At 73.6% G+C, this 23,209-nt stretch carries 23 protein-coding genes; 9 read left to right on the top strand and 14 right to left on the bottom strand.

The features are described 5' to 3' along the window. Positions 1-1,064 (top strand): glycosyltransferase family 2 protein (locus ABZW11_RS29450; protein WP_355423808.1); only part of this gene is annotated, 1,064 nt, incomplete at its 5' end. Here the strand turns inward: ABZW11_RS29450 and ABZW11_RS29445 are convergent. Continuing rightward, positions 1,015-1,611 carry a glycerol-3-phosphate acyltransferase gene (locus ABZW11_RS29445; protein ID WP_355423805.1) on the bottom strand — a complete coding sequence of 199 codons (597 nt, stop codon included), beginning with the start codon at positions 1,609-1,611 and terminating at the stop codon, positions 1,015-1,017. The genes ABZW11_RS29450 and ABZW11_RS29445 overlap by 50 nt on opposite strands. Here ABZW11_RS29445 and ABZW11_RS29440 point away from each other — a divergent pair. Beyond that, positions 1,586-2,293, top strand: a complete 708-nt coding sequence (locus ABZW11_RS29440) for a spheroidene monooxygenase (RefSeq protein ID WP_355423802.1) — start codon at positions 1,586-1,588, stop codon at positions 2,291-2,293. The two genes, ABZW11_RS29445 and ABZW11_RS29440, sit on opposite strands and share 26 nt — an antisense overlap. A 5-nt stretch (positions 2,294-2,298) precedes the next feature. Here ABZW11_RS29440 and ABZW11_RS29435 read toward each other — a convergent pair whose 3' ends face one another. The 7 genes from ABZW11_RS29435 to ABZW11_RS29405 form a co-directional block, all read right to left on the bottom strand. Then, a complete protein-coding gene (locus tag ABZW11_RS29435) occupies positions 2,299-3,249 on the bottom strand; it encodes a phosphate acyltransferase PlsX (RefSeq protein WP_355423799.1) in 951 nt (316 codons plus the stop codon). Then, entirely contained in the window at positions 3,246-4,148 is a 903-nt protein-coding gene (locus ABZW11_RS29430) for a phytoene/squalene synthase family protein (RefSeq protein ID WP_355423796.1), read from the bottom strand. Before ABZW11_RS29430 ends, ABZW11_RS29435 begins: the two co-directional genes overlap by 4 nt. Then, positions 4,145-5,599, bottom strand: coding sequence for a phytoene desaturase family protein (gene crtI / locus ABZW11_RS29425; RefSeq protein WP_355423793.1), 1,455 nt, complete (start codon positions 5,597-5,599; stop codon positions 4,145-4,147). Before crtI ends, ABZW11_RS29430 begins: the two co-directional genes overlap by 4 nt. Then, positions 5,596-6,834, bottom strand: a complete 1,239-nt coding sequence (locus tag ABZW11_RS29420; protein ID WP_355423790.1) for a polyprenyl synthetase family protein — start codon at positions 6,832-6,834, stop codon at positions 5,596-5,598. Before ABZW11_RS29420 ends, crtI begins: the two co-directional genes overlap by 4 nt. A 328-nt stretch (positions 6,835-7,162) precedes the next feature. Beyond that, on the bottom strand, positions 7,163-8,836 hold the full coding sequence (locus ABZW11_RS29415) for an FAD-binding dehydrogenase (protein WP_355423787.1): 1,674 nt from the start codon (positions 8,834-8,836) through the stop codon (positions 7,163-7,165). 52 nt (positions 8,837-8,888) lie between these two features. Then, on the bottom strand, positions 8,889-9,983 hold the full coding sequence (locus tag ABZW11_RS29410) for a tartrate dehydrogenase (RefSeq protein ID WP_355423784.1): 1,095 nt from the start codon (positions 9,981-9,983) through the stop codon (positions 8,889-8,891). After that, positions 9,980-10,699 carry a GntR family transcriptional regulator gene (locus ABZW11_RS29405; RefSeq protein ID WP_355423781.1) on the bottom strand — a complete coding sequence of 240 codons (720 nt, stop codon included), beginning with the start codon at positions 10,697-10,699 and terminating at the stop codon, positions 9,980-9,982. The genes ABZW11_RS29410 and ABZW11_RS29405 overlap by 4 nt, the downstream gene beginning before the upstream one ends. A gap of 163 nt (positions 10,700-10,862) precedes the next feature. Between ABZW11_RS29405 and ABZW11_RS29400 the strand changes: the two genes are divergently transcribed. From ABZW11_RS29400 to ABZW11_RS29385, 4 genes are read left to right on the top strand one after another with little or no spacing between them, the layout of a single operon-like run. Beyond that, positions 10,863-12,095, top strand: coding sequence for an MFS transporter (locus ABZW11_RS29400; RefSeq protein ID WP_355423778.1), 1,233 nt, complete (start codon positions 10,863-10,865; stop codon positions 12,093-12,095). Then, entirely contained in the window at positions 12,092-13,057 is a 966-nt protein-coding gene (locus ABZW11_RS29395; RefSeq protein ID WP_355423775.1) for an NAD(P)-dependent oxidoreductase, read from the top strand. Before ABZW11_RS29400 ends, ABZW11_RS29395 begins: the two co-directional genes overlap by 4 nt. Next, on the top strand, positions 13,054-14,427 hold the full coding sequence (locus ABZW11_RS29390) for an acyclic terpene utilization AtuA family protein (RefSeq protein WP_355423772.1): 1,374 nt from the start codon (positions 13,054-13,056) through the stop codon (positions 14,425-14,427). The genes ABZW11_RS29395 and ABZW11_RS29390 overlap by 4 nt, the downstream gene beginning before the upstream one ends. Further along, entirely contained in the window at positions 14,424-14,744 is a 321-nt protein-coding gene (locus ABZW11_RS29385) for a DUF4387 domain-containing protein (RefSeq protein WP_355423769.1), read from the top strand. Before ABZW11_RS29390 ends, ABZW11_RS29385 begins: the two co-directional genes overlap by 4 nt. On the opposite strand, the gene ABZW11_RS29380 is transcribed toward ABZW11_RS29385, so the two are convergent. The 5 genes from ABZW11_RS29380 to ABZW11_RS29360 are packed head-to-tail and all read right to left on the bottom strand — an operon-like array spanning position 14,714 to position 18,411. Next, a complete protein-coding gene (locus ABZW11_RS29380; RefSeq protein WP_355423767.1) occupies positions 14,714-15,271 on the bottom strand; it encodes a DUF488 domain-containing protein in 558 nt (185 codons plus the stop codon). The genes ABZW11_RS29385 and ABZW11_RS29380 overlap by 31 nt on opposite strands. 33 nt (positions 15,272-15,304) lie before the next feature. Then, on the bottom strand, positions 15,305-15,913 hold the full coding sequence (locus ABZW11_RS29375; RefSeq protein WP_355423819.1) for a response regulator transcription factor: 609 nt from the start codon (positions 15,911-15,913) through the stop codon (positions 15,305-15,307). Then, on the bottom strand, positions 15,913-17,007 hold the full coding sequence (locus ABZW11_RS29370; protein ID WP_355423764.1) for a sensor histidine kinase: 1,095 nt from the start codon (positions 17,005-17,007) through the stop codon (positions 15,913-15,915). Before ABZW11_RS29370 ends, ABZW11_RS29375 begins: the two co-directional genes overlap by 1 nt. Positions 17,008-17,011: 4 nt before the next feature. After that, entirely contained in the window at positions 17,012-17,701 is a 690-nt protein-coding gene (locus ABZW11_RS29365; RefSeq protein ID WP_355423761.1) for an ABC transporter permease, read from the bottom strand. After that, complete coding sequence (locus tag ABZW11_RS29360) at positions 17,698-18,411, bottom strand: ABC transporter ATP-binding protein (protein ID WP_355423758.1); 714 nt, start codon at positions 18,409-18,411, stop codon at positions 17,698-17,700. The genes ABZW11_RS29365 and ABZW11_RS29360 overlap by 4 nt, the downstream gene beginning before the upstream one ends. A gap of 313 nt (positions 18,412-18,724) precedes the next feature. Here ABZW11_RS29360 and ABZW11_RS29355 point away from each other — a divergent pair, with 313 nt between their 5' ends. Then, positions 18,725-21,058, top strand: a complete 2,334-nt coding sequence (locus ABZW11_RS29355; RefSeq protein ID WP_355423755.1) for a transglycosylase domain-containing protein — start codon at positions 18,725-18,727, stop codon at positions 21,056-21,058. 44 nt (positions 21,059-21,102) lie between these two features. Here the strand turns inward: ABZW11_RS29355 and ABZW11_RS29350 are convergent, their stop codons facing one another. Continuing rightward, entirely contained in the window at positions 21,103-22,023 is a 921-nt protein-coding gene (locus ABZW11_RS29350) for a LysR substrate-binding domain-containing protein (protein ID WP_355423752.1), read from the bottom strand. A gap of 80 nt (positions 22,024-22,103) precedes the next feature. Here ABZW11_RS29350 and ABZW11_RS29345 point away from each other — a divergent pair, with 80 nt between their 5' ends. Both ABZW11_RS29345 and ABZW11_RS29340 read left to right on the top strand, forming a co-directional pair. Continuing rightward, positions 22,104-22,805, top strand: a complete 702-nt coding sequence (locus ABZW11_RS29345) for an aspartate/glutamate racemase family protein (protein WP_355423816.1) — start codon at positions 22,104-22,106, stop codon at positions 22,803-22,805. Positions 22,806-22,880: 75 nt separating this feature from the next. Next, entirely contained in the window at positions 22,881-23,195 is a 315-nt protein-coding gene (locus ABZW11_RS29340; RefSeq protein WP_355423749.1) for a hypothetical protein, read from the top strand. The last annotated feature ends 14 nt before the right edge of the window (positions 23,196-23,209 follow it).

The following is a 23,209-nucleotide window of genomic DNA, read 5'->3' as shown; positions in this document are numbered from 1 at the left end:
GGCTCGCGCGGGGGCGGCGGCGGGTGGCGGCGCTCGCCCCGGTGACCAAGGCCGCTGGGACGATCTCCGCGGTGGTGCCGGCGCGCGACGAAGAAGAGCGCATCGGGCCGTGTCTGCGGGCCGCGCTCGCCGACCCGGCCGTGTCCGAGGTGATCGTGGTGGACGACGGCTCGCGGGACGGCACCGCAAAGGTGGCCGCCGCGCTGGGCGCCAAGGTGATCACCGGGACGCCGCTCCCGGACGGGTGGGTGGGCAAGCAGTGGGCGCTGCGCCAGGGCGTGTCCGCCGCCACCGGCGAGGTCGTGGTCACGCTGGACGCCGACGCGCGGCCCGCGCCCGGGCTGTTCGGGGCGATGGCGGCCGAGCTCGAACGGTACGACCTGGTGAGCGCGGGTCCCCGGTTCGTCTGCGACGGGGTGCTGGAGCAGGCGCTGCACGCGTCGATGCTGGCGACGCTGGTCTACCGGTTCGGCCCCGTCGGGCCGGCGACCCCGCCGCCGCCGCATCGCGCCGTCGCGAACGGCCAGTGCATGGCGTTCCGGCGCGGGCAGCTGGCCGCCGTCGACGCCTACGCCCTCGTACGCGACCGCATGACCGACGACGTGGCCCTGGCCCGCTGCCTGGCCCGCCGCGGCTGGTCGGTGGGGTTCCTGGACGCGGGCGCGCTGCTGGAGGTGGACATGCACGACTCGGTCGCCGAGCTGTGGCGGGAGTGGGGACGCTCGCTGCCGCTGCGCGACGTGACCGGGCCCGGCCGGCAGGCGGCCGACCTGGCCGTCCTCTGGCTGACCTGCGCGCTGCCCGCGCTGCGGATGATCGCGGGCCGCCCGACCGGCCTGGACGCCGGGTTGCTGGCGATGCGGCTGCTGCTGGCGTACGCGCTGCGCGGCAGCTACCGCGACCCGGGCGCGGGCCTGCTGCTGTCGCCGCTGCTCGACCCGGCCGCCGCGGCCCGGCTGACCCAGGCGACGCTCCGCCCGGTCCGTACGTGGCGGGGCCGCACGTACCCGAAGGTCACCGGCGACGCCCGGCGAGTGCGGCCTGAGCGAAGCGCAGCCCGATGAGGCACATCAGCCCACCGGTCGCCGCCACCATCTCGACGGGCGCGAAGAGCAGCTGCAGCACCGGCATCCCGAACACCGCCACCCGCGCCCCCACCGCGAACGACCGCGCCGCCCACCCCGCCGCCACCAGCACCACGAGCCCCAGCAGGAACGCCGCAGGACAGATGACCGCCACCCCACCCGCGAACGTCAGGATCGATCGCCCGCCACGGAACCCGGCGAACACCGGCCACGCGTGCCCTGCCATCGCCGCCGCCGTAGCGAGGTACACCGGCACCACGCTGGCCCCCGTGACCGTGCCGACCCCGGTGACGTGGGCCCCGCTGACCAGGAGCGCGACCAGCGCGGCCAGCGTCCCCTTCAAGGTGTCCCCGGCGAGCACCGGCACCGCCGCCCGCCGCCCGAGCTGCTCCTTGACGTTCCAGTACCCGGGGTTGCGGTCGCCCGAGCGGCGCGGATCGACGCCGTGCCCGCGCGCCACCAGCACCGCGACCGGCACAGAGCCGAGCAGGTAACCGGCGATGACCGCCACCAGCGCCTCACCCATCGCGTCGTTCCACCTCGTCCGGTACGCCGACGCGGGCGCGATGAGCCACATGGCCTTCGACCGGCCGCTGCTGCGCGCCACCCCAGGGCTGCGGTTCTGGCGGCTGCTCGGGACGGGACGCGGGCGGGCCATGTCGCTCGGCGCTGACCTGCGGCGGTGGGCGCTGTTCGCGGTCTGGCGCGGGGAGGCGGATCTGGAGGCGTTCCTGCGGACGTCCCCGATCGCCGCCCGCTGGCAACGACAGGCGCGCGAACGCTGGCAGGTTCGGCTGACCCCGCTGTCCTCCCGAGGCACCTGGTCCGGCCACGACCCGTTCCCCGCCACCGATCAGGCCGCTCGGAGCGGCGGAGCGGTGGCGGTGCTCACCCGCGCGTCGATCAGGCCCCGGCGCCTGGTCGCGTTCTACCGGTCGGTGCCGCCGGTCGAGGAGCTGCTGCGGCGGCAGGACGGCTGCCTGGCCTCGATCGGCATGGGCGAGTGGCCGGTGGCCAGGCAGGCGACGTTCTCGCTGTGGCGGGACGCGGACGCGATGCGCGCCTTCGCCTACCGGGGCGCCGCCCACCGCCAGGTCATCGACCAGGTACGCGCCCACGACTGGTACGCGGAAGAGCTGTTCGCCCGCTTCACCCCCTACGCCAGTGAAGGCGCGTGGGACGGCGCCGACCCCCTGCGCCCTCCGTGAGGCGGTCATGGGACAGGCTCACGGGCTGTGCTGTCGTGCCGGGCCAGGTCGCGGGCGACGACGCAGGCGCGGGCGATGGTGGCAGGAGGTGAGGAGCCGTGGGCGACGACGACCGTGCCGCGCAGCCCGAGCAGGGCCGCGCCGCCATGGGTCTCGGGGTCGTAGCGGCGGGCCACCTCGGCCAGCCGCTCGGGGGACGCGACGCCGGCCTCGGCGACCATGGCCAGCGTCGTGCGTACGCAGCCTTCGACGTTCTTCAGCAGCACGTTGCCGGTGAAGCCGTCGGTGACGATCACGTCCACGACGCCCGCCAGCACGTCGTGGCCCTCGATGTTGCCGTGGAAGCGCAGCGGAAGGCCGGCCAGCAGCTCCTCGGCGCGGCGGGTCAGCCGGTTGCCCTTGCCCGGCTCCGCGCCGATCGACAGCAGCCCCACCAGCGGATCGGGACGTCCGAGCACGGCCCGCGCGTATCCCGCGCCCAGCATGGCGAACTGGGCCACCATCGCCGGGCTCGGGTCGGCGGTCGCGCCCGCGTCCACCAGCACGCTCCCGCCACCGCGCAGCGCGGGCAGCACCACGGCGAGCGCGGGCCGCAGCACGCCGGGGGCGCGGCCGATCCCGCGTACCGCGCAGGAGACGGCCGCCCCGGTGGACCCCGCCGTCACGAAAGCGCCGCCCTCGCCCCGTCCGGCCAGCGCGCAGCCCACGGCGAGGCTCGACCGGGTCAGCGCGGCGGCCCCTGCCCCGCGCTCGGCCATCGGCACCGCCTCGTCGGCGTGCGCGACCGGCAGCTCGCCGAGCGCCCGGTGTTTGCGCAGCTCCGCGTCGATGACGTCGCTCGCCCCGACCAGCACGACCGGCACCCCGTGCTCGCGCCACGCCAGCAGAGCCCCGTCGACCGTGGCGACGGGCCCGTGATCGCCGCCCATCGCGTCGAGCACCACCGGCGAGTTCATGGGAGCGTCACCTGGACGCGGCGTTCGGCGCGGGCGGCCTCTGCGGAGGCCAGGAGGTGGCGGGCGAAGATCGCGGCCTTGCGGTGGCGGGGAACGCGGACGCGGACCGCCATCACCTCGTAGGATCGCCGCTCGATCTCGTCCAGGATGCCGCCGTAGAGCTCGAAGGCGGCCCGCACGCACGGCCGTGACGACGCCGTGAGCAGGCCGATCCCTGGGGCGGCGGCGCGGTAGTGGTCGCGGGCGCGCTCCGCCTCGTAGGCGAGCAGCTCGCGGACGGCGGGTCCGGCGCGGCGGGCGCCCAGCGCGCCCGGGTGGACGCCGAACTTGTCCAGGTCGGCCATCGGCAGGTAGACGCGGCCACGAGCGTGATCCTCGCGGACGTCGCGCAGGAAGTTCGTGAGCTGGAAGGCCAGGCCGAGCTGGCGGGCCGGCTCGCGGGCCGCCTCGGCGCGGCCCGGCTCCGGCTCCAGCACGGGCAGCATCATCGTGCCGATCGCGGCGGCCGAGCCCGCCATGTAGCCGAGCAGGTCGTCGTAGGTGGCGTACTGGGTGACGGACAGGTCGGCGCGCATGGAGGCGAGGAAGACGGCGACGTCGTCATGGCAGATGCCGAACGAGCGCACGGTGTGCAGGAACGCCGGCAGCACCGGGTCGTCGGCGGGCCCGTCTCCGGCCAGCCCCGCCTCCACCCGGGCGGTCAGCCGGTCGAGCGCGCGGGCGCGGTCGTCGGTCATCGTGAACGAGTCCACGATCTCGTCGGCGTACCGGGCGAAGCCGTACAGGGCGTGCACGTGCCGCCGCTTCCACTGCGGCAGCAGCCGGGTGGCCAGGTAGTAGGAGCGGCCGTAGCGGGCGTGCAGCCGGCGGCAGCGCTCGTAACCGGCGGTGAGCGTCACCGGTGCTCCTCCAGGATGCGTGCGGCGGCGAGCCGCCCCGAGATCAGCACCGGCGGCACGCCGACCCCCGGCGCGGTGTACATGCCGGCGAAATGCAGCCCGGGCACCCGGCGGGCCACGGCCGACGGGCGCAGCCAGGCGGTCTGAGTGACGCGGTGGTCCAGCGCGAACGGGGTGCCGGCGCTGTGCCCCCGAGCGGCCCAGGCGGGCGGGTCGAGCACCAGCCTCGGCGCGTCCGCGAGGTCGCCGTAGCCGAGCTGGGCCAGGCGTTCGAGCAGCCGCCCCTCCAGCCGGGGGCGCAGCCTCCGCCAGTCGGTGCGGCGCAGGTTGGGCGCGGGTTCGAGGACGCTGAGCGTGGCGTGGCCGGGCGGCGCCGCCTCGCCGTCGGGGCGCGGGCAGGTGACCAGCAGGCTCGGGTCCGGCTGCGGCCGGCCCTCCTCCAGCGCCGTGAACGTCTGCCGCCAGGCCCGCCCGAAGTGCAGCGTGTGGTGCGCCTGGTCGGGCAGGACGCGGCCGAGGCCGGCGTGCAGCACCAGGCAACTCGGCGAGTGGCGGGGCCGGCGCAGCCGCCAGTCGCCCGCCAGGGCGGGCAGCATCCGGCGGGCCGCCAGCCGGTCGCAGGCCACCACCACGTGGCGGGCGGGCAGCCGCTCGCCGTCCTCCAGCAGCACGCCGGTGACGCCGTCGCCGTCGGTCAGCACCTCCTGGGCGCGGACGCCGTACCGGGTGGTCGCGCCCAGCTTCTCCAGCAGGGACGCCAGGGCGAGCGGGATGGCGTGCATGCCGCCGCGCTCGGGGAAGTAGACGCCGCCGATCGTGTCCATGTGGGCGATGACGGCGTAGATGCCGAGGGCGCGCTGGGGTGACAGGCCGACGTACAGGGACTGGAAGGTGTGGGCCATGATCAGCCGCGGGTCGGTGAGGTGGCGGGCAGCCAGGCGGTCCAGCCGCCGGAACCCGCCCAGCGCGGCCAGCCGCAGCAGCGCGGCCGGCCTGGCGAGGGCGCGCAGCCTGGTCATGTCGGCGTCGATGAACGCCGGCCACTCCACCCTGAACAGCTCGCCGAGCAGCCGCCGGTAGCGGGCGTAGCGGGCCGCCTCGGCGGGGCCGCACAGCGTACGGACCTGCTCGGTCATCGCCTCCGGCGCCGCCCGCACGTCCAGCCGCGACCCGTCCTCGAACACCATCCGGTACGCCGGGTCGAGGCGGCGCAGCGGCACCCAGTCGCGCAGTTCCTCGCCGGCCGCGCCGAAGACGTCGGCGAGCACGTCCGGCATGGTCAGCACGGACGGCCCCGCGTCGAACCGGTACGGCCCGACCCTGGCGACGCCGCAGCATCCGCCGGGCTCGGCGGTGGCCTCGACCAGGGTGACCTGCCGCCCGGCCGCCGCCAGCCGCACCGCCGCCGCGAGCCCGCCGAGCCCGCCCCCGATGACCACGACCCCGCTCATCGACCGTGCCCTTCCTGCCGCGTCGCGGTGGCCGCCGACTCGGTCGTCGCCGGCCCGGTCACCGTTGCGGTGGCCTCCGCGGTCGCCGTCGTGGTGGCAGCCAGCTCGGTCAGGGCCTTCCTGACCTCCGGGGGGAGACCGGGCGGGTGGGCGAGTGCCGCGACCGCCTCGGCGGCGAGGCCGGCGATGCGCCGCTCCGCCGCGTCCAGGGCGCCGCACTCGACGATCAGCCGGCGGGCCGCCGCCACCCCATCCGCGTCCTTGATGTCGGCGAGCGCGTCCGCGCCGCCGGTGCGCCTGCGCGCCTCGGCCAGCAGGTACGTCGCCTTGCCCTGGAGCAGGTCGGCCCCGGCGGGCTTGCCGGTCTCGGCGGGGTCGCCGAACACGCCGTTGACGTCGTCCCTGAGCTGGAACGCCTCACCCAGTGGCAGCGCGTACGCGCTGAGCAGCCGGCGCGTCGGCGCGCACCCGCCCGCGACCGCATGCCCGAGCAGCAGCGGCCGCTCGACGGTGTACTTGCCCGACTTGTACAGCGAGATGAGCCGCGCCTGCGGCTCCTCGCCGCCATCGGGCCCGCTCTCCCCGGGCGCCGCACGGCCGGCGCGGGCCCCGGAGGCAGGGGTGTCCGCACCGCGCGCCTCGCGGTCGGCGCGGGGCCCGGAGGCGGGGGTGTCCGCGAGACGGGCGCCCGAGGTTCGGGTGAGGTCGAGGTACTGGCCGCCGATCGCTTCCACGCGGAGCCTGGTGAGGTGGTCGAGGGCGGCGGGCAGGTGCGGTCCCGACTCCAGGAGCGCCGCGTCGGCCCACGTCAGCGCGAGCAGGGCGAGCAGCGTCGCCGCCGACTCGCCGAAGCGGTCAGGGTCGCCCCGACGCCCCCTCTCGCGGTGCAGGCCGGCCAGGGCGACGTGGGCGGCAGGGCGGCCACGCCGGGTGCCTGCTTCGTCCATCATGTCGTCGAGCAGCAGCGCCGCCGCGTGCACGAGCTCCACGGCGCACGCCGCGGGCAGCACGTCCTCGGGACGCTCCCCGCCCCCGGCCAGGTAGCCCCAGTAGACGAACTCGGGACGCAGCCGCTTGCCGCCCCCGAGCACGAAGGCGACGAGGTGCTCGCGTATCAGGCCGGCCTCCTCCTCGCCCAGGAAGGCGAGCCGGCCGAGCTGCCGTTCGAGCAGGCGCTCCAAGTGCCGGTCGACCAGCTCCTTCACGTGGCCGGTCCGCGCCGTCACCGTGTCCATGCACACAGCTCCTTGTCGCCGTTCGGATGTCTTCGGGAGGAGCTGACCCCATCACGCAGAGTTATGAGCCGAAGCAACACGGTAACCATCGGACGCCGGTTCCCAACCGGGACACGCCAGGAAAGGCGGCCAAGCATCCCTTATCGCCAGCCGACCAGAACCCGCGAAATCGCGAAATATCGCAACTTCATGGAAACGCAAACGATCGTCGTCGCCGGACGCAAGGCCCTCACAGCCCGAGCCCGCCGACTCGGCAGGATGCCTCGGAAGACCGACCCGCCGACCTGCGCAAGGGGCCGCGTCGGCGCCGCGGCCCCTGATCAGGGTGTCAGGCGGTCGCGTCGGCGGCGGCGCGGCCGGCCCGGCGGCCGGAGAAGAGGCAGCCGCCGAGGAAGGTGCCCTCCAGGGCGCTGTAGCCGTGGACGCCGCCCCCGCCGAACCCGGCCGCCTCGCCCACCGCGTACAGGCCGGGGACGGGTGAGCCGTCGGCGGCGAGCGCGCGGGAGTCGAGGTCGGTCTGGATGCCGCCGAGCGTCTTGCGGGTCAGGATGTGCAGCTTGACGCCGATGAGCGGCCCGGCCGCGGGGTCGAGCACGCGGTGCGGCACGGCGGTGCGGGTGAGCCGGTCCCCGAGGAAGCGCCGCGAGTTGTGGATGCCCTGCACCTGCACGTCCTTGCTGTAGGGGTTGGCGATCTGCAGGTCGCGGGCCTCGATCTGGCGGCGCAACTCGGCGGCGTCGAGCAGCGGCTTGTCGGTCAGGTCGTTCATCTTGGCGACGAGCTCTTCGAGGGTGGCGGCCACGACGAAGTCGGCGCCGTGCCGCTTGAACGCCTCGACCGGCGCGGGCGCGCCCTTGCCGAAGACCCGGCTGCGCAGCACCGCCTTGCGGTCGCCGTTGGTGATGTCGGGGTTCTGCTCGGAGCCGGACAGCGCGAACTCCTTCTCGATCATCCGCTGGGTGAGGATGAACCAGGAGTGGTCGTACGCGGCGATGTCGGGCGTGGTGCGCAAGTAGCGCAGGGTCGCGAGCGTGTCGTAGCCGGGCAGGCAGGGGTCGGGCAGGCGGCGGCCGAGCGCGTCGAACCACAACGACGACGGCCCCGGCAGGATGCGGATGCCGTGGCCGGGCCAGATGGGGTCCCAGTTCTGGACGCCTTCGGTGTAGTGCCACATGCGGTCGCGGTTGACCATGCGGGCGCCGGCGTCGGCGGTGATGGCGAGCATGCGCCCGTCCACGTACGCCGGAACGCCCGTGATCATGCTCTGCGGCGGCGCGCCGAGCCGCTGCGGCCACGACTGGCGGACGAGGTCGAGGTTGGCCCCGATGCCGCCGCCGGCGACGATGACGGCCTGCGCGGTCAGCTCGAAGGCGCCGGTGACGTCGCGGTTGGAGGCGACCCCGCGCGGCGCGGAGTCGTCGGCCAGGATGCTGCCGCGCACCCCGATGACGACGCCGTCCTGGACGATCAGCTCGTCCACCTGGTGGCGGTGGTGGAAGCGGAGCAGCCCGGCGTCGGCGGCCCGCTGCGCGGCGCGCACGAACGGCGCCACCACCCCGGTGCCGGTGCCCCAGGCCACGTGGAAGCGGGGCACGGAGTTGCCGTGGCCGTCGGCGCGCAGGCCGCCGCGCTCGGCCCAGCCGACCATGGGCGTCAGCCTGATGCCGTGGCCGTCGATCCAGGACCGCTTCTCCCCCGCGGCCCACTCGACGTACGCGCGCGCCCACCGCGCCGCCCACAGGTCCTCGTCGTCGAGGCGGTCGAAGCGGGCGCTGCCCTGCCAGTCGTTCCAGGCCAGCTCGAAGGAGTCCTTCACGCGCAGCCGGCGCTGCTCCGGCGAGTCGACGAGGAACAGCCCGCCGAACGACCAGTACGCCTGCCCGCCCAGGTTGGCCGCGCTCTCCTGGTCGACCAGCGCCACCTTGCGTCCCCGGCTGGTCAGCTCGTGGGCCGCGACCAGCCCGGACAGGCCCGCGCCCACGACGATGACGTCCGCGTCCATGGCGGAACTCCTTTCTCCAGCACCCAGGCGGCGTGCTGCTGTGGCGACGAAATCATGGCGTATCGGGGCGGCGTTCCCTGACGCGGGCGGCGACGGCCTCACCCAGTTCGACGGTGGTGCCGTGGCCGCCGAGGTCGGGGGTGAGGGGCGCGTCGGCGGGGCCGGCGGCGAGGACGTCCTCGATGGCGCGCAGCAGGTGGGCGCCGGCGTCGGGGTGGCCGAGGTGGTCGAGCATCATCGAGGCCGACCAGATCTGCCCGACAGGGTTGGCGATGCCGCGTCCGGCGATGTCGGGGGCGGAGCCGTGGACGGGCTCGAACAGGCTCGGGTGGGTGCCGTCGGGGTTGATGTTGGCGCTCGGGGCGATGCCGATGGTGCCGGTGCAGGCGGGGCCGAGGTCGGACAGGATGTCGCCGAAGAGGTTGCTGGCCACGACGACGTCATAGCGGTCGGGGTGCAGCACGAAGTTCGCGGCCAGCGCGTCGATGTGGCACTTGTCGTGCCTGACCTCGGGGAACTCGGCGGCCACCGCCTCGACGCGCTCGTCCCAATAGGGCATGGAGATCGAGATGCCGTTGCTCTTGGTGGCCGAGGTGAGGTGGCGGGCGGGCCGCCGCTCGGCGAGCCCGAAGGCGTAGCGCAGGACGCGGTCGACGCCGACGCGGGTCATCACGGTCTCCTGCAGCACGGTCTCGCGCTCGGTGCCCTCGAAGATGCGGCCGCCGATCGAGGAGTATTCGCCCTCGGTGTTCTCCCTGACGACGAGGAAGTCGACGTCGCCGGGCTCGCGGCCGGCCAGGGGGCTGCGCACGCCGGGCATGAGCCGGCACGGGCGCAGATTGACGTACTGGTCGAACGTACGCCTGAACTGCAGCAGGCTGCCCCACAGCGACACGTGGTCGGGCACGACGTCGGGCCGGCCGACGGCGCCGAAGAAGAGGGCGTCGTAGGAGCCGAGGACGTCCTGCCAGTCGTCGGGCAGCATCGTGCCGTGGCGCTGCCAGTAGGCGGCGCTGGCGAAGTCGAAGTGGTCGAAGCGCAGGTCGAGCCCGAAGACGGCGGCGGTGGCCGCCAGCGCGCGCAGCCCTTCTGGGACGACCTCCGTGCCGATGCCGTCGCCGGGGATCACCGCGATGCGGTGGGTCATGCCTGCTCCTTCCGTGGCCGGGTGCGCAGCGCCGCGAGCCCGCCCTGAGCGTCCTCGATGACCAGGCGCTCGGCGGTCGCGGAGTCGCGCTCGCGCAGGGCGCGGACGAGCGCCCGGTGGGTGGCGTAGCGGTCGAGGCCGAAGCGGTGGTCCTCGGCGATGCGCTCCAGGCGAAGGGCGCGTCGCTCGGAGCGGGAGAAGACCTGGGTCTGCTCCAGCAGCCTGATCAGCACCGGGTTGTGGGCGCAGGCGTTGACCGTGTCGTTGAACTCCTGCATGCGGTCGAGCAGCGCGCTCAGGTGGCGCTCGACGTCCTCGCCCTTGCCGTGCCGGGTGACGATGACGATGAGGAGATCGTCGGCGGCGTCGAGGATCGCGTCGAGGGCGTCGAGCTGCTCGGGCGTGGCGTTCCTGGCGGCGAACCTGGCCACCAGGCCGCGCAGGCCGATCTCGACCTCGGCCAGGTCGTCGATGGCGCGCTCGGCGATCTCGGCGACGACGACCGTGCGGGGGCCGGTGCGCTCGATGAGGCCGTCCTGCTCCAGGCGGCGCAGCGCCTCGCGCACGGGGGTGGGGCTGACCGCGAGCCGCTCGGCCAGGCCGCGCTCGGTCACCTTCTGGCCGGGGCGCAGCGCGCCGCTGCCGATCGCCTCGCGCAGGGCCTGGTAGGCGTGGTCGGCCCGCGTCTCGGCTCCGGTGGTGGCGTTGACCTTCATGCGATGACCCTAACACCGCTATGGCAAAGCTCAATGCCATCGTTGACATTTTTGCTATAGCAAGCCATCGTGACTCCTGCCCCCATCCCCCGAGGAGGACGTCATGGCCGGCGTCACGCGAGCCGAAGGCCGTCCCACAAGCACCCGAAAAATCACCTTTTATGTGGCTCTAGCGGTCTTCGCGCAGGAGTCCACCTGGAACTTCTACGACAACCGCGTCCCCGAGCTGCTGCGCGACCACGTCGCCAGCGCCGCCGTGATCGGCCTGCTCATGGGCATGGACAACCTGCTCGGCGTCTTCATCCAGCCCTACATGGGCAACAGGTCCGACAACACCCGCAGCTCCTGGGGCCGCCGCATCCCGTACCTCGCGGTGCTGATGCCGGTGGGCGCGGGGCTGTTCCTGCTCATCCCGCACGCCACCTCGCTCGGCTGGCTGATCCTGGTGATCTTCCTGTACGCGCTGGTGATGAACAGCTTCAGGCCGGTCAGCGAGTCGCTCATGCCGGACTTCATCGCGCCCGAGCGCCGCAGCAGGGCCAACGCCGCCGTGAAGACCGCCTCGGCCCTGACCACGATCGTGGCCGCGCTGGTCAGCCTGCTGCTGGTGGACGACCATCCGAAGCTGGCCTTCGCCGTCCCCGCCGCGCTCATGCTGGTGGCGGCGGGCGTGCTGGTCTGGCGGGTGCGCGACAGCCGCTCCCCCGCCTACCAGTCGGCGCTGGCCGAGGACGCCGAAGCGAGCAAGGCGGCGAACGGTGAGGCGGCCGTCAAGGTGCGGACGTGGTCGATCATCCGTGACGTCCTGGTCGATCCCGACCGGAGCCGGGTGCTGCTGATCGTCGCGGTGTTCGTCTTCGCCTCGGCCTGGTTCTCCTCGCGCTCGCTGCTCACCCCGTACGGCGTGCAGGTGCTCGGGCTGTCCGACGGCGAGGCGGGCGGGCTGACGCTGCCGAGCGGCATCGCGTACATCGCGGCCGCCTTCCCCGCCGCGTTCCTCGCCGAGCGGTTCGGGCGGCTGCGGGTGATCGCCACCGGGATCGCGGTCTTCACCCTGGCCCTGGTCTTCGCGTCCCTGTTCCGCGACCCCACGGTGACCGTGGTCGCCATGTGCGTGGCCGCGGCCGGCGCGGCGGCGTTCACCATCAACGCGGTCGTCGTGCTGTGGAACCTGGCGCCGTCGAGCCGCGTGCTCGGCACGTACAGCGGCCTTTACACGGTCGGCTGGGCGAGCGGCGGCATCGCCGGGCCCGGTCTCGTCGGCCTGGCCGTCGACCTCACCGGCTGGCATCTGCTGCTCCTGCACATCGCGATCCTGTCCGCCGTCGCCGCCGTGCTGGTCGTGCACATCGACCGGCGGCGGCGCGCGGCGGGCCTGGAGGAAGGCGCGCGATGAGCACGATCCTGATCACCACCGACTATCTGGCGCCCGGTGACGAGGTGGACCTGTTCCTGCGGGCCGCCGGTCACGCCACCCGGCACCACCCGCTGCGCGGCCCTCGCAGCCAGGAGGAGCTGGTCGTCATCCTGGCCGGCTGCGCGGGCGCGCTGATCGCCAACGAGCCGATGACGGCCGAGGTGTTCGCGCGCTCGCCCGCCCTGCGCGCGGTCGTCCGCACGGGCGTCGGGTACGACTCCGTGGACGTCGAGGCGGCCACCCGCGCGGGCGTCTCGGTGAGCAACCTGCCCGGCGTCAACGCGAACGCGGTCGCCGAGTACACGATGGGCCTGCTGCTGGCCCAGGCGCGCCGGCTGGTGCCGGTGGCGACCGGCGTCCAGGAGGGCCGCTGGCCCCGCGAGGACGGTCACGAGCTGCGCGGCAAGACGCTCGGCCTGCTCGGCTACGGCGCGGCGGCCAGGGCCGTGGCGCCGCTCGCGCGGGCCTTCGGGATGAGCGTGCTCTGCACGACCGGCGTCGAGGACGACCTCGACCCCTCCGTACGCTTCGTGGCCCTGCCCGAGCTGCTGGCCGAGTCGGACTTCCTGTCCGTGCACACCGCGCTCACGCCGGCCACCAGGCACCTGATCGACGCCGCCGCGCTCGCCCTGATGAAGCCCACCGCGCACCTGATCAACACCGCCCGCGGCGCCATCGTGGACGAGGCGGCCCTGGCCGCCGCCGTGCGCGCGGGCCGGCTCGCCGGGGCGGCGCTCGACGTCGCCGAGACCGAGCCGCTCCCGCCCGGTAGCCCGCTGCGCGGCGTGCCCGGCATCACCGTCTACTCCCACCTGGCGGGACAGACCGCCGAGGCACGCAGGGCCGCGGGCGTCGACGGCGCCCGCGAACTCGTGGCCGCGCTGCGCGGACACCCCCGTTCCTCACTCAACGCCCATGTGCTTACCGAAAGGACATCATGACGAGTACCGAGGCGGTCAGGGTCCTGGCGCCCAGCGGAATGCTGGGGGCGGGATTCCCGCCGGAGTCCATCGACCGCGGGATCGAGCTCGGGGCCGACGTGATCGCCCTCGACGCCGGCTCCACCGACTCGGGCCCCTATTACCTGGGCTCGGGCACGCCGAAGACGACCGCCGCGGCCGTCGCCCGCGACCTGCGGATCCTGCTGCGCGCCGCGGCCGGCGCGGGCATCCCGCTGATCGTCGGCTCGTGCGGCACCAGCGGCACCGACTCCGGCGTGGACTGGGTCGCCGGCATCGCCGGGACGATCCTGCGCGAGGAGGGCCTGAGCCTGAAGGTGGCCCGCGTCTACAGCGAGCAGCGGGCCGACGCGCTGAAGGAGCGGCTCAACGAGGGGCGCGTCCACCCGCTGCCGCCCATGGGCGACCTGGACGCCGCCACGCTCGACGACTGCACCCACATCGTCGGCATGATGGGGCACGAGCCCATCGTGGCGGCCCTGGAGGCGGGGGCGGACGTCGTGCTCGCCGGGCGGGCCACCGACACCGCGCTCGCGGCGGCGTACCCGCTGATGAAGGGCCTGCCGGCGGGCCCGGCCTGGCACGCGGCCAAGATCGTGGAGTGCGGCGGGCAGTGCACGACGAACCCGCGCTCCGGCGGGGTGCTCGCCACCGTCGATCACGGCGGCTTCACGATCGAGCCGCTGGACCCGGCCGTGGCGTGCACGCCGACATCGGTGGCGGCGCACATGCTGTACGAGACCGTGGACCCGTACCGGATGCGGGAACCCGCGGGCACGCTGGTGGTGGACGAGGCCGCGTACACGGCCCTGGACGAGCGCCGGGTGCGCGTGGAGGGGTCGCGCTTCGAGCCCGCCCCGCACACGATCAAGCTCGAAGGGGCCCGCGTCACCGGCTACGAGACCATGTCGTTCACCGCGATCCGCGACCCGCTCATCCTCGGCGACATCGACGCCTGGCTGGCGCTGCTGCACGAAGTGCTCACCGCCCGCGTACGCCAGACGCTCGGCCTCGACCCCGGCGCCTACGTCGTGGACATCCGCCCCTACGGCTACAACGCCGTGCTCGGCGACCTCGACCCCTCGTCCGCGCCGCCCCGCGAGGTCGGGGTGATGCTGCTGGTCAACGCGCCCGACCAGGCGACGGCCACGGCCGTCGCCAAGGTGGCGAACCCGCTGATGCTGCACCTGCCGACGCCCGGCATGGACTACCTGCCGAGCCTGGCCTTCCCCACATCGCCGGCCGAGACCGAGCGCGGCCCCGCGTACGCGTTCGTGCTCAACCACGTGGTGGCCGTGGACGATCCGACCGAGATGTTCCGCATCGAGCTGCCCGAGGGGGTCTCCCGATGACCGACGACCGCAGGCCCACGCTGGGCGACCTCGCCCTGGAGGTGCGCTCGAAGAACGCGGGCCCGTTCTGGGTGACGATGGAGCTGTTCATGCGCGACGCGGAGGGCTACGCGATCGTCGCCGACGAGGGCTTCATCAACGAGGAGGTCATCGCCCGCCTCTACGCCCTCGTCCCGGCCGACGTGCGGATCTTCCGCATCCCGGCGCTGAACGTGGTGAAGATCTCCTTCCCCCGCCCGACCCCGCAGGGCGGCCCGCTGGATCGCGACGTCCACGCGGGCCAGCATCACGTGCCGCTGGCGGCGCTGGTGCCCTGATCGCCGGGCGGCGGGTACGTCAGCAGCCCGTTGCGGACCCGCGCGTGCTCGTTGAGCTGCGCGGGTCGCACCGACGTGGCCGACATGAGGTGCACGACCTCGACGCCGGCCACGATCAGCGCGTCGGTGATCAGCCGGCGGTGGCACCGCCAGGGCACGGCCTCGCTGCACATGATCGCCGGTCGTTCGTGCTCGGCGAGCCGGAGCAGCTCGTCCAGGCCGCGCCGGAACTCGGGGGTGGCCATGTGGTCGGCGTAGTCGCGAAACGCCTTGACCTCCCACGCTCCGTTGGGGCTCGGGACGTCCTGCGGCGTGTGCCGCCGCCCGCCCAGCTCGCGGATCCACCGGTAGCCGATGTCCGGGGGCAGCGCGGCGCTGATGGCCGGCTGATTCCACTGCGGGAACTTGCGCGACGACGGGTATGACCGGACGTCCACCAGGCAGGTGACGTCGTGGGCGCGCAGCATCTCCAGCACCTCGTCGAAGGTGCGGTTGGAGTGGCCGAGCGTGCGGACGCGGTTCGTCATCGTGACGCCTCCCCCGAGGAGCACACCTCCACGCTAGCGCGGGGGCCCGATCAGGCCGCGTTCCAGGGCCACGACCACGGCGGCGGCCCTGGTGTCCACGCCGAGCTTGGCGAAGACGTGCTTGAGGTGCGTCTTCACGGTCGTCTCGCTGATCAGCAGGGTCCGCGCGATCTCCTTGTTGGCCGCGCCCCGCGCGACCAGGCGCAGCACCTCCAGCTCGCGCGGGCTCGGGTCCTGCGCGGGCGGGCGGCCGATGAGGGCGGAGGCGACCGAGGGGGCGAGCACGGCGCCGCCCGCCGCCGCGGCCCGCACGGCGCGGTGCAGCTCGTCCCTGGGCGTGTCCTTCAGCAGGTAGCCGGCCACGCCCGCGGCCATGGCCCGTGCCACGTCGGCGTCGGTGTCGTACGTGGTCAGCACGATCACCTTGATCTCCGGATGGTCGGCGCGCAGCCGCTGGATCGCGCCGAGGCCGTCGAGGCCGGGCATGCGCAGGTCCATCAGCACGATGTCCGGCCGGGCCCGCCTGGCCATGGCGAGCGCCTCGAACCCGTCACCCGCCTCGGCCACCACGTCGATGTCGCCGATGCCGTCGAACATGCCGCGCAGGCCGTCGCGGACCACCGGGTGGTCGTCCACGATCATCAGTTTGAGGGGATGCGCAGGCACAGGGCCGTCCCTTCTCCCGGGGCCGACTCGACCGTCAGCGTGCCGCCCACGCCGTCGGCCCGCTCGCGCATGGCGGCCAGGCCGTAGCCCCGCGTGCCTGCTCCGGGGTCGAAGCCGGCGCCGTCGTCGTACACGTCCAGCGTCACCTCGTCGTCCATGTAGGTCAGCGTGATCGCCACGCGGCCGGCGCGGGCGTGCTTGGCGGCGTTGGCCAGCCCTTCCTGCGCGGTGCGCAGCACGGTGGCGGTCACCTCGGGCGGCAGCGGCCTGGGCGTGCCCTCGACGGCCACGCCGGCGGTCGTGCCGTGGGCGTGCGACCACCGCGCGGCGACCTCCGCCAGCGCCGCCTCCAGCGAGGCGTCCTGGAGCGGGCCTGGGCGCAGCGCGTCGACCGAGCGGCGGGCCTCGCGCAGGTTGTCCCGCGCGAGGTCCTTGGCGAGGGCGATCCTGCGGCGTACGGCCGGCAGGTCGGGCGTGTCCTCGATGGCCTGCTCGGCGGCCTCCAGCTGGGTGATGATGCCGCTCAGGCCCTGGGCGATGGTGTCGTGAATCTCCCTGGCCAGCCTGGCCCGCTCCTCCAGGACGCCGACCGTGCGGTTCTGGGCGCTCTGACGGGAGACGTACGCGACGAACAGCCCGATCGCCACCACCAGGCCCGAGCTGCCGGCGAGCTGCCACAGGGCGCCGGGGTCGTCGAGGTAGCCCCTGGCGGCGAACGTGCACAGGATGGTCGCCACCGCCCCCGCGTAGGACCAGGGCGAGGGCAGCATCAGGTACGGCTGCGGCATCAGCCCGAAGATCACCACGTCGAACGAGCGGTCGGCCGTCACCAGCGCGACGTACAGCCCGCAGAGCACCGCGACGTGCAGCGCCATGGGGTTGAGCCGGCCCAGCCGCTCGGGCCTGCGCCCGACGAAGAACCAGTGCCAGCCGGCCAGCGCGGCGAGCAGCGCCGGCGGCAGCGGGCCCGGGGCGGAGCCGGCCCCTAACGACAGCACCAGGCCGAGCGACAGGCAGGCGTAGAACAGCGCGTGGAAGGCGCGCAGCCAGCGCGCCTCCCAGACGTTCACCTCGTCACTCCCATCGGAACAGCGCCGCGGCCGCAGCCGTGCCCGCGACGATTATCCCGGCCAGGATCATCATCGGGAAGAGCGCGGCGGTGCCGGACCAGGCGCTGGTGAGCGCGTCCACGCCGGGGGTCAGCGGCAGGAGGTCGCCGATCTGCCGCAGCGAGCCGGGCAGCGCCCTGCGCGGCACCGCCGCGCCCGCCAGGAAGATCATCGGGAACATCACCAGCATGCCGACCAGGTTCGCGCCCCTGGCGTTGCCGACGACGGCGGCGATCACGAAGCCGAGCGCGCACACCGTCACCGAGCAGAGCACGAACGCCAGCGCCAGCAGCGGCACGCTGCGCGGCGCCGCCGCCCCGAACGCGGTGATCGCGGTGACGATGAGCAGCGCCGACCCGGCGAGCGCGGCCGTCACCTGGGCCACGAGCTGCGCTCCGAGCAGCAGCAGCGGCGAGACCGGCGTGGTGGCCAGCCGCTTGAGCACCTTGCGCTCCCGGTAGGAGGCCACCACCCCCGGCAGCGCCCCCATGCCGCCGATGGCCGCGATCATCGCGACGTAGCCGGGCACCGCACCGCTGTCGCCGCGCTTGAGCACCAGCAGCATCAGCGGGAAGGCCATCATGAAGAACACCGAGGCGGGGTCGCGCAGCAGCAGCCGCAGCTCCGTCGTGACCAGTGCGCCGAACGCTCTCATCGGTCCGCTCCTTCCAGCGCGAAGTACGCCTCTTCCAGCGACCCCGTGCCGGTGGCCGCCATGATCTCCTCAGGGGTGCCGGACGCCTGGACGCGGCCGCGCGCGAGGATCGCGAGGCGGTCGCACAGCGCCTCGGCCTCGTCGAAGTAGTGGCTGACCAGCACCACCGTGGTGCCGGACGCCCGCAGGTCGTTCACCAGCCGCCAGGTCTCCCGCCTGGCCACCGGGTCGAGGCCGGTCGTCAGCTCGTCGAGCACCACCACCTCGGGGTCGCCGACCAGGGCGAGGGCCAGCATGAGCCGCTGCTTCCGGCCGCCCGACAGGTCGCCGTACGCCTGGCGCGCCAGCGGGCCCAGCCCCCAGCGCTCCATCACCTGCCGCCAGTCGGCGGGGGCGCGGTAGAAGGCGGCGTACGCCCGCAGCGCCTCGGCGACCTTCATCCGCTCCGGCAGCGCGCCCTCCTGAAGCTGCACGCCGATCCGCTGCGCCACGGCGCGGCGGCGGCGCGACGGGTCCTCCCCCAGCACCCGCACGCTGCCACCGTCGGGCCTCCGCAGGCCGATGAGGCATTCGACGGTGGTCGTCTTGCCCGCCCCGTTGTGGCCGGCGATCCCGAAGATCTCACCGGCGTGCACCGTGAACGTCACGCCGTCCACGGCCGGGGTGCTCCCGTACACCTTGCGCAGGTCCTTGACCTCGATGGCTTCCATGCCTCAAGGCTCCCGCCGCCCCGCTCGCGGCGGCATCGCCCGTCACGTCACCCGGCATCCTCCGTTCGGGTGAGTTGACACCTGGAGGGGTGACCGCTATTCCTTGGCTAACCGTTAGGGGTTAGGCAAAATGTCGCATTTCTCCTGCGGATCTTGTCGCTGGATGAGTGAATAGGGACCTGTGAGTTACGACAGCTACGAACCGGAGCCGTCCGGACGGCCGGACGACGCCCAGGAGCGGCCCCGGCCCGCGGCGCGTCAGAGCAGGCGGCGGCGCCCGTCCAGTCGCCGCCCGTCCGCCCCTCCTACGTCCGTGTCCGGTGCGAACACCCCGAGCCGGGCGGACGCGGCCGGCGAGGAGCCGCGGCAGGGTGGCGGCGACGGTGCCGGTGGCGGTGCCGGTGACGGTGGCGGGGGGCGGCGGAGCGGGTGGCGGCGGTTCGTGCCCGGATGGAAGGCCGTGGTGCTCGGCGTCATGGTCCTGGTGACCGGCCTGTTCGGGATGATCATGGTGGCGTACGCGAACACGCCGCTGCCGACCGACACGCAGGATCACGCCACCGAGCAGGGCAGCATCCTCTACTACCGGGACGGCAAGACCGAGCTGGCCAGGCTCGGCACCAAGCGCGAGATCGTCCCCATCTCGAAGATCCCCCGGCACGTCCAGGACGCCTTCATCGCCGCCGAGAACCGGTCGTTCCGCACCGACCCCGGCTTCTCGATCTCGGGCATCATGCGCGCGGCGTACAGCACGCTCACCGGCCAGCAGGTGCAGGGCGGCTCGACGATCACGCAGGAGATGGCGCGCGGCTACTACGACGGCCTCAGCCAGGAGCGGACCGTGCAGCGGAAGGTCAAGGAGATCTTCGTCTCGATCCGCGCCAACCAGGAGATGTCGAAGGACGAGATCCTCGCCAACTACCTCAACACCATCTACATCGGGCGGGGCGCGAACGGCATCCAGGCCGCCGCCCAGGCGTTCTTCGACAAGGACGTCGACGAGCTGACCCCCGCCGAGGCCGCCTACCTGGCCGGGCGCACCCAGCAGCCGGACCGCTTCGACAAGGCCGAGCAGGAGAAGAACTGGGCGCTGACGCGGGAGCGGTTCACGTACACCATCGGCGGCATGGCGGAGGTCGACCCCGCGCGGTACGGCGACCTGCCCAGGACGGCGAAGTTCCCCAAGCTGGCCCGGCAGCAGAAGGTGGAGACCTTCAAGGGCATCAAGGGCTACATGGTCGACATCGTCCAGCGGGAGCTGGCCTCGCGGGGCATCGACAAGAAGGCGCTGAGCATCAGCGGCTACCGGGTGACGACGACGTTCGACAGGAAGCTCATGCTGGCCGCGAAGAAGGCGGTGGAGAGCAACCTGCGCGCGCTCGGTGACAAGCACATCCGCGCGAACATGGCCGCCGTCGATCCGCGCAACGGCCGGGTGATCGCCTTCTACAGCGGCCACGACTACCTCAAGAGCTTCACCAACAACGCCTTCGACGCCTACAAGCAGGCGGCGTCGGCGTTCAAGCCGTACGTGCTGGCCGCCTGGCTGGAGCGGGGCTACAGCCTCAGGAGCCGCGTCTCCGGCAAGGGCCCCGTCTCGCTGCCCGGCACCAAGCCGATCCGCAACTCCCACGACCTCGGCGCGGCCGTGACCATCGACCAGGCCACCGCACAGTCGGTGAACACCGCGTTCGCCACCATGGCGCAGGAGGTGGGGCTCGAGCAGGTCGCGAAGATCGCCGAGGACGCCGGAATCAGCGAGAAGAACCTCGAAGAGGCGATCAAGACCCACGCGTACGGCATGTCCATCGGCGCGGGCCTGGTCACCCCCGTACAGCAGGCGACGGGGTACGGCATCTTCGCCAACGGCGGCGTGCACCACGACGCGCACGTGGTCGTCGCGGTCAAGACGGCCGACGGGAAGACCGTGATGAAGGAGATCGACCCGCCCAAGCCGGTCATCAGCCCGGAGAGCGCGGCCGACGCGACGTACGCGATGCAGCAGGTCGTCAGGTCGGGCACGGCCAGGGGCACCGCGCTGCCCGGCGGCCGGCCGATCGCCGGCAAGACCGGCACCAACAACGAGAACAAGGAGGCGTGGTTCGTCGGCTACACCCCGCAACTGTCCACGGCGGTCGGGATGTACAAGGAGGTGCCGCAGACGAACCCGAAGACCGGGAAGGTCCTGCGGGATCCCAACGGGTACGTGCTGCAGCGCGAGGTCTCGCTGGGCAGCATCGAGGGGGCCGGCACGCCCACCAGGGTCTGGCGGGACTTCATGGCGGTGGCGATGACCGGCAAGCCGGTCGAGCAGTTCCCGCCGCCCTCCTTCTCCGGGCAGGAGCACGACCTGGTGACCGCGCCCGACCCCAAGCCGACGAAGGACCCGTCGGACGAGCCCAAGGACGGTCCTGACGACGGCGTTAACGACGGCGTGAACGACTCCGTGGACGACTCCGTGGACGACGGGGTCCAGGACGACGCGGACGACGGCATCGACGACTCCCCCACCGACCCGGCCTGCGCGGACGACCCGGCCTGTCCGGGTCAGCCCGACGACACGCCGACCGACCAGGGGGACGATCCGCTGAACGACAGCGGTGATCCCGCGCTGCCCGAGGACTCGCTGGGCGAGGCCGGCAGCTGAGGTCAGGCGGCTGAGATCAGGCGGCTGCAGTCAGGCGGCTGCAGTCAGGCGGTTCGCCGGTCGGCCGTGGTGTCGAGCAGGGCCCGCAGGGCGCCGGCGACCGCCGGGATCTGGCCGGCCTCCCGGTGGTAGGTCAGGTGCAGGGTGCGCGGGCGGAGCTGGAGCGCCGGGCGTACGGCGACGCCGGGGTGGAGCGCGGCGTCCAGGGCGAGCTGGGGCAGCAGCCCGACGGCCAGGCCGCGGGCGATCAGCGCCTGGGCCGCCACGTAGTCGTCGGTGCCGTGCCGCACGTCCGGCGCGAACCCGGCCGCGCCGCACGCCTCGCGCAGGTTCGCGGCGCACCGCTCGCACCCGGCGATCCACTTCTCCCCTGCCAGCACTTTCAGGTCGACCATTTCCCCGGGCGGGCCCGCATGGGGATGATCGTCAGGCAGCACGAGCCGCACGGGATCACCCCCGACCACCACCCGCACCAACCCGGGCCCCGCACCCTGCTCCCCTGCGATCGGCTCGGCGGTGTGGGTGAAGGTGACGGCGACGTCCACCTCGCCGGCTCCCAGGAGGGCGAGCGCCTGGGGTGGCTCGGCCTCGCGCAGCCGTACGTCGATGCCGGCGTGGCGGCGGCCGAGCAGGCTGATGGCGTCGGGCACGATCGTCGCCCCCGCGGAAGGGAACACCGCCAGCCGCACCGTGCCGGCCCGCCGCTGGCCCAGCGCGTCGAGGTCCTCCTCGGCCGCCTGCAGCCGGGCGGCGATCGCGTCGGCGTGGCGCAGCAGCGCCCTGCCCGCCTCGGTGAGCTGCACGCCGCGCGGGCGGCGCAGCACGAGCGGCGCCCCCGCCTGTCGTTCGAGGTGGCGCAGGTGCTGGCTGACGGCCGGCTGCGTCCACCCGAGCGCCCTGGCGGCGCCCGCGATCGACCCGGTACGGGCGATCTCCCGGAAGATGAGCAACCGGTTCGCGTCCATGCCTTAAGTATTACTTGGGTCAGCGCCAAGAAGTTCAAGCCTTCCTAAGAGCAGGAGCACGCGGCAAGGTGGGACGCGTGATGCGAACCATCGGCCTGATCGGCGGCATGAGCTGGGAGTCCTCCGCCGAGTACTACAAGATCCTGAACGAGGAGACCCGCCGCCGCCTCGGCGGTCACCACTGCGCGAAGAGCGTGATGCTGACCGTCGACTTCGCCGAGATCGAGGCGATGCAGCGCGAGGGCGCGTGGGACCGCGCGGGCGAGCGGCTGGCGGGCGCGGCCAAGAGCCTGGAGTCGGCGGGCGCCGACCTGGTGCTGCTGTGCACCAACACCATGCACCAGGTGGCGGACGCCGTCGAAGGCGCTGTCGGCGTACCGTTCCTGCACCTCGTGGACGCCACCGCCCGCCGCGTCGCAGCGGCCGGTCTCACCAGGGTCGGCCTGCTCGGCACCCGCTTCACCATGGAGATGGACTTCTACCGCGCGCGGATGCGCGATCAGGGCATCGACGTCCTGGTGCCGGACGAGCCCGCCCGCACCCTCGTCCACGACGTCATCTACCAGGAGCTGACCCTGGGCCGGGTGGAGCCCGCCTCACGGGAGGCGTACCGGGAGATCATCGCGGGCCTCGCCGGGCGCGGCGCGGAGGGCGTCATCCTCGGCTGCACCGAGATCACCCTGCTGGTGGGCCAGGACGACAGCCCCGTCCCGGTGTTCGACTCCACCCGCATCCACGTGGAGACCGCCCTCGACCTGGCCCTGAGCGAGCCGCCCGGCTAATCCCGGCCGAGCGGCGCGGGAGCGGGCCACCTGGTCGCGGGCGCGGGCCGTCCAGACCGGCTGTGGCGGATCAAGATGTTGCTGCTGCGGCACGCGTTCGGCCGGCTCACCCGGGCGCAGGCGGCCGAGGTGGGCCGGGCCTCGCCCGCCGATCTCAGGGTGGGGCGGTGGTTCCGGTGGGTGTGGCTGGCGGGGTTCGCCGTGGTGCTGGCCTGGTTCGTGGTCTTCGTCCTGCCGGTGGTGGTGAGCGTGCTGGGGTGGGCGGCCGGCCGGTTCGTGCTCGGGCCGCTCGACCCCGCTTTCTGGTACGCGCTGCTGTGCGTCGCCCTGCTGCTCGGCCCGTACGTGCTGGCGGCCGGCCTGGCGGTCCGCGAGCACGTACGGCGCTGACCCCCGGGGCCGGC

The sequence above is a fragment of the Nonomuraea sp. NPDC004580 genome (genome assembly GCF_040609855.1).
GTDB classification, from domain to species: Bacteria; Actinomycetota; Actinomycetes; order Streptosporangiales; family Streptosporangiaceae; genus Nonomuraea; species Nonomuraea salmonea.
This window is presented reverse-complemented; position numbering and strand designations above follow the sequence as displayed.

Excerpts from the sequence above, each read along its gene's own strand:
- ABZW11_RS29440 (WP_355423802.1), top strand. The coding sequence starts at position 1,586 with ATGACCGCCACCAGCGCCTCACCCATCGCGTCGTTCCACCTCGTCCGG.
- ABZW11_RS29445 (WP_355423805.1), bottom strand. The coding sequence starts at position 1,611 with ATGGGTGAGGCGCTGGTGGCGGTCATCGCCGGTTACCTGCTCGGCTCT.
- ABZW11_RS29435 (WP_355423799.1), bottom strand. The coding sequence starts at position 3,249 with ATGAACTCGCCGGTGGTGCTCGACGCGATGGGCGGCGATCACGGGCCC.
- crtI (WP_355423793.1), bottom strand. The coding sequence starts at position 5,599 with ATGAGCGGGGTCGTGGTCATCGGGGGCGGGCTCGGCGGGCTCGCGGCG.
- ABZW11_RS29420 (WP_355423790.1), bottom strand. The coding sequence starts at position 6,834 with ATGGACACGGTGACGGCGCGGACCGGCCACGTGAAGGAGCTGGTCGAC.
- ABZW11_RS29415 (WP_355423787.1), bottom strand. The coding sequence starts at position 8,836 with ATGGACGCGGACGTCATCGTCGTGGGCGCGGGCCTGTCCGGGCTGGTC.
- ABZW11_RS29410 (WP_355423784.1), bottom strand. The coding sequence starts at position 9,983 with ATGACCCACCGCATCGCGGTGATCCCCGGCGACGGCATCGGCACGGAG.
- ABZW11_RS29405 (WP_355423781.1), bottom strand. The coding sequence starts at position 10,699 with ATGAAGGTCAACGCCACCACCGGAGCCGAGACGCGGGCCGACCACGCC.
- ABZW11_RS29395 (WP_355423775.1), top strand. The coding sequence starts at position 12,092 with ATGAGCACGATCCTGATCACCACCGACTATCTGGCGCCCGGTGACGAG.
- ABZW11_RS29390 (WP_355423772.1), top strand. The coding sequence starts at position 13,054 with ATGACGAGTACCGAGGCGGTCAGGGTCCTGGCGCCCAGCGGAATGCTG.
- ABZW11_RS29385 (WP_355423769.1), top strand. The coding sequence starts at position 14,424 with ATGACCGACGACCGCAGGCCCACGCTGGGCGACCTCGCCCTGGAGGTG.
- ABZW11_RS29380 (WP_355423767.1), bottom strand. The coding sequence starts at position 15,271 with ATGACGAACCGCGTCCGCACGCTCGGCCACTCCAACCGCACCTTCGAC.
- ABZW11_RS29375 (WP_355423819.1), bottom strand. The coding sequence starts at position 15,913 with ATGATCGTGGACGACCACCCGGTGGTCCGCGACGGCCTGCGCGGCATG.
- ABZW11_RS29365 (WP_355423761.1), bottom strand. The coding sequence starts at position 17,701 with ATGAGAGCGTTCGGCGCACTGGTCACGACGGAGCTGCGGCTGCTGCTG.
- ABZW11_RS29360 (WP_355423758.1), bottom strand. The coding sequence starts at position 18,411 with ATGGAAGCCATCGAGGTCAAGGACCTGCGCAAGGTGTACGGGAGCACC.
- ABZW11_RS29350 (WP_355423752.1), bottom strand. The coding sequence starts at position 22,023 with ATGGACGCGAACCGGTTGCTCATCTTCCGGGAGATCGCCCGTACCGGG.
- ABZW11_RS29345 (WP_355423816.1), top strand. The coding sequence starts at position 22,104 with ATGCGAACCATCGGCCTGATCGGCGGCATGAGCTGGGAGTCCTCCGCC.
- ABZW11_RS29340 (WP_355423749.1), top strand. The coding sequence starts at position 22,881 with ATGTTGCTGCTGCGGCACGCGTTCGGCCGGCTCACCCGGGCGCAGGCG.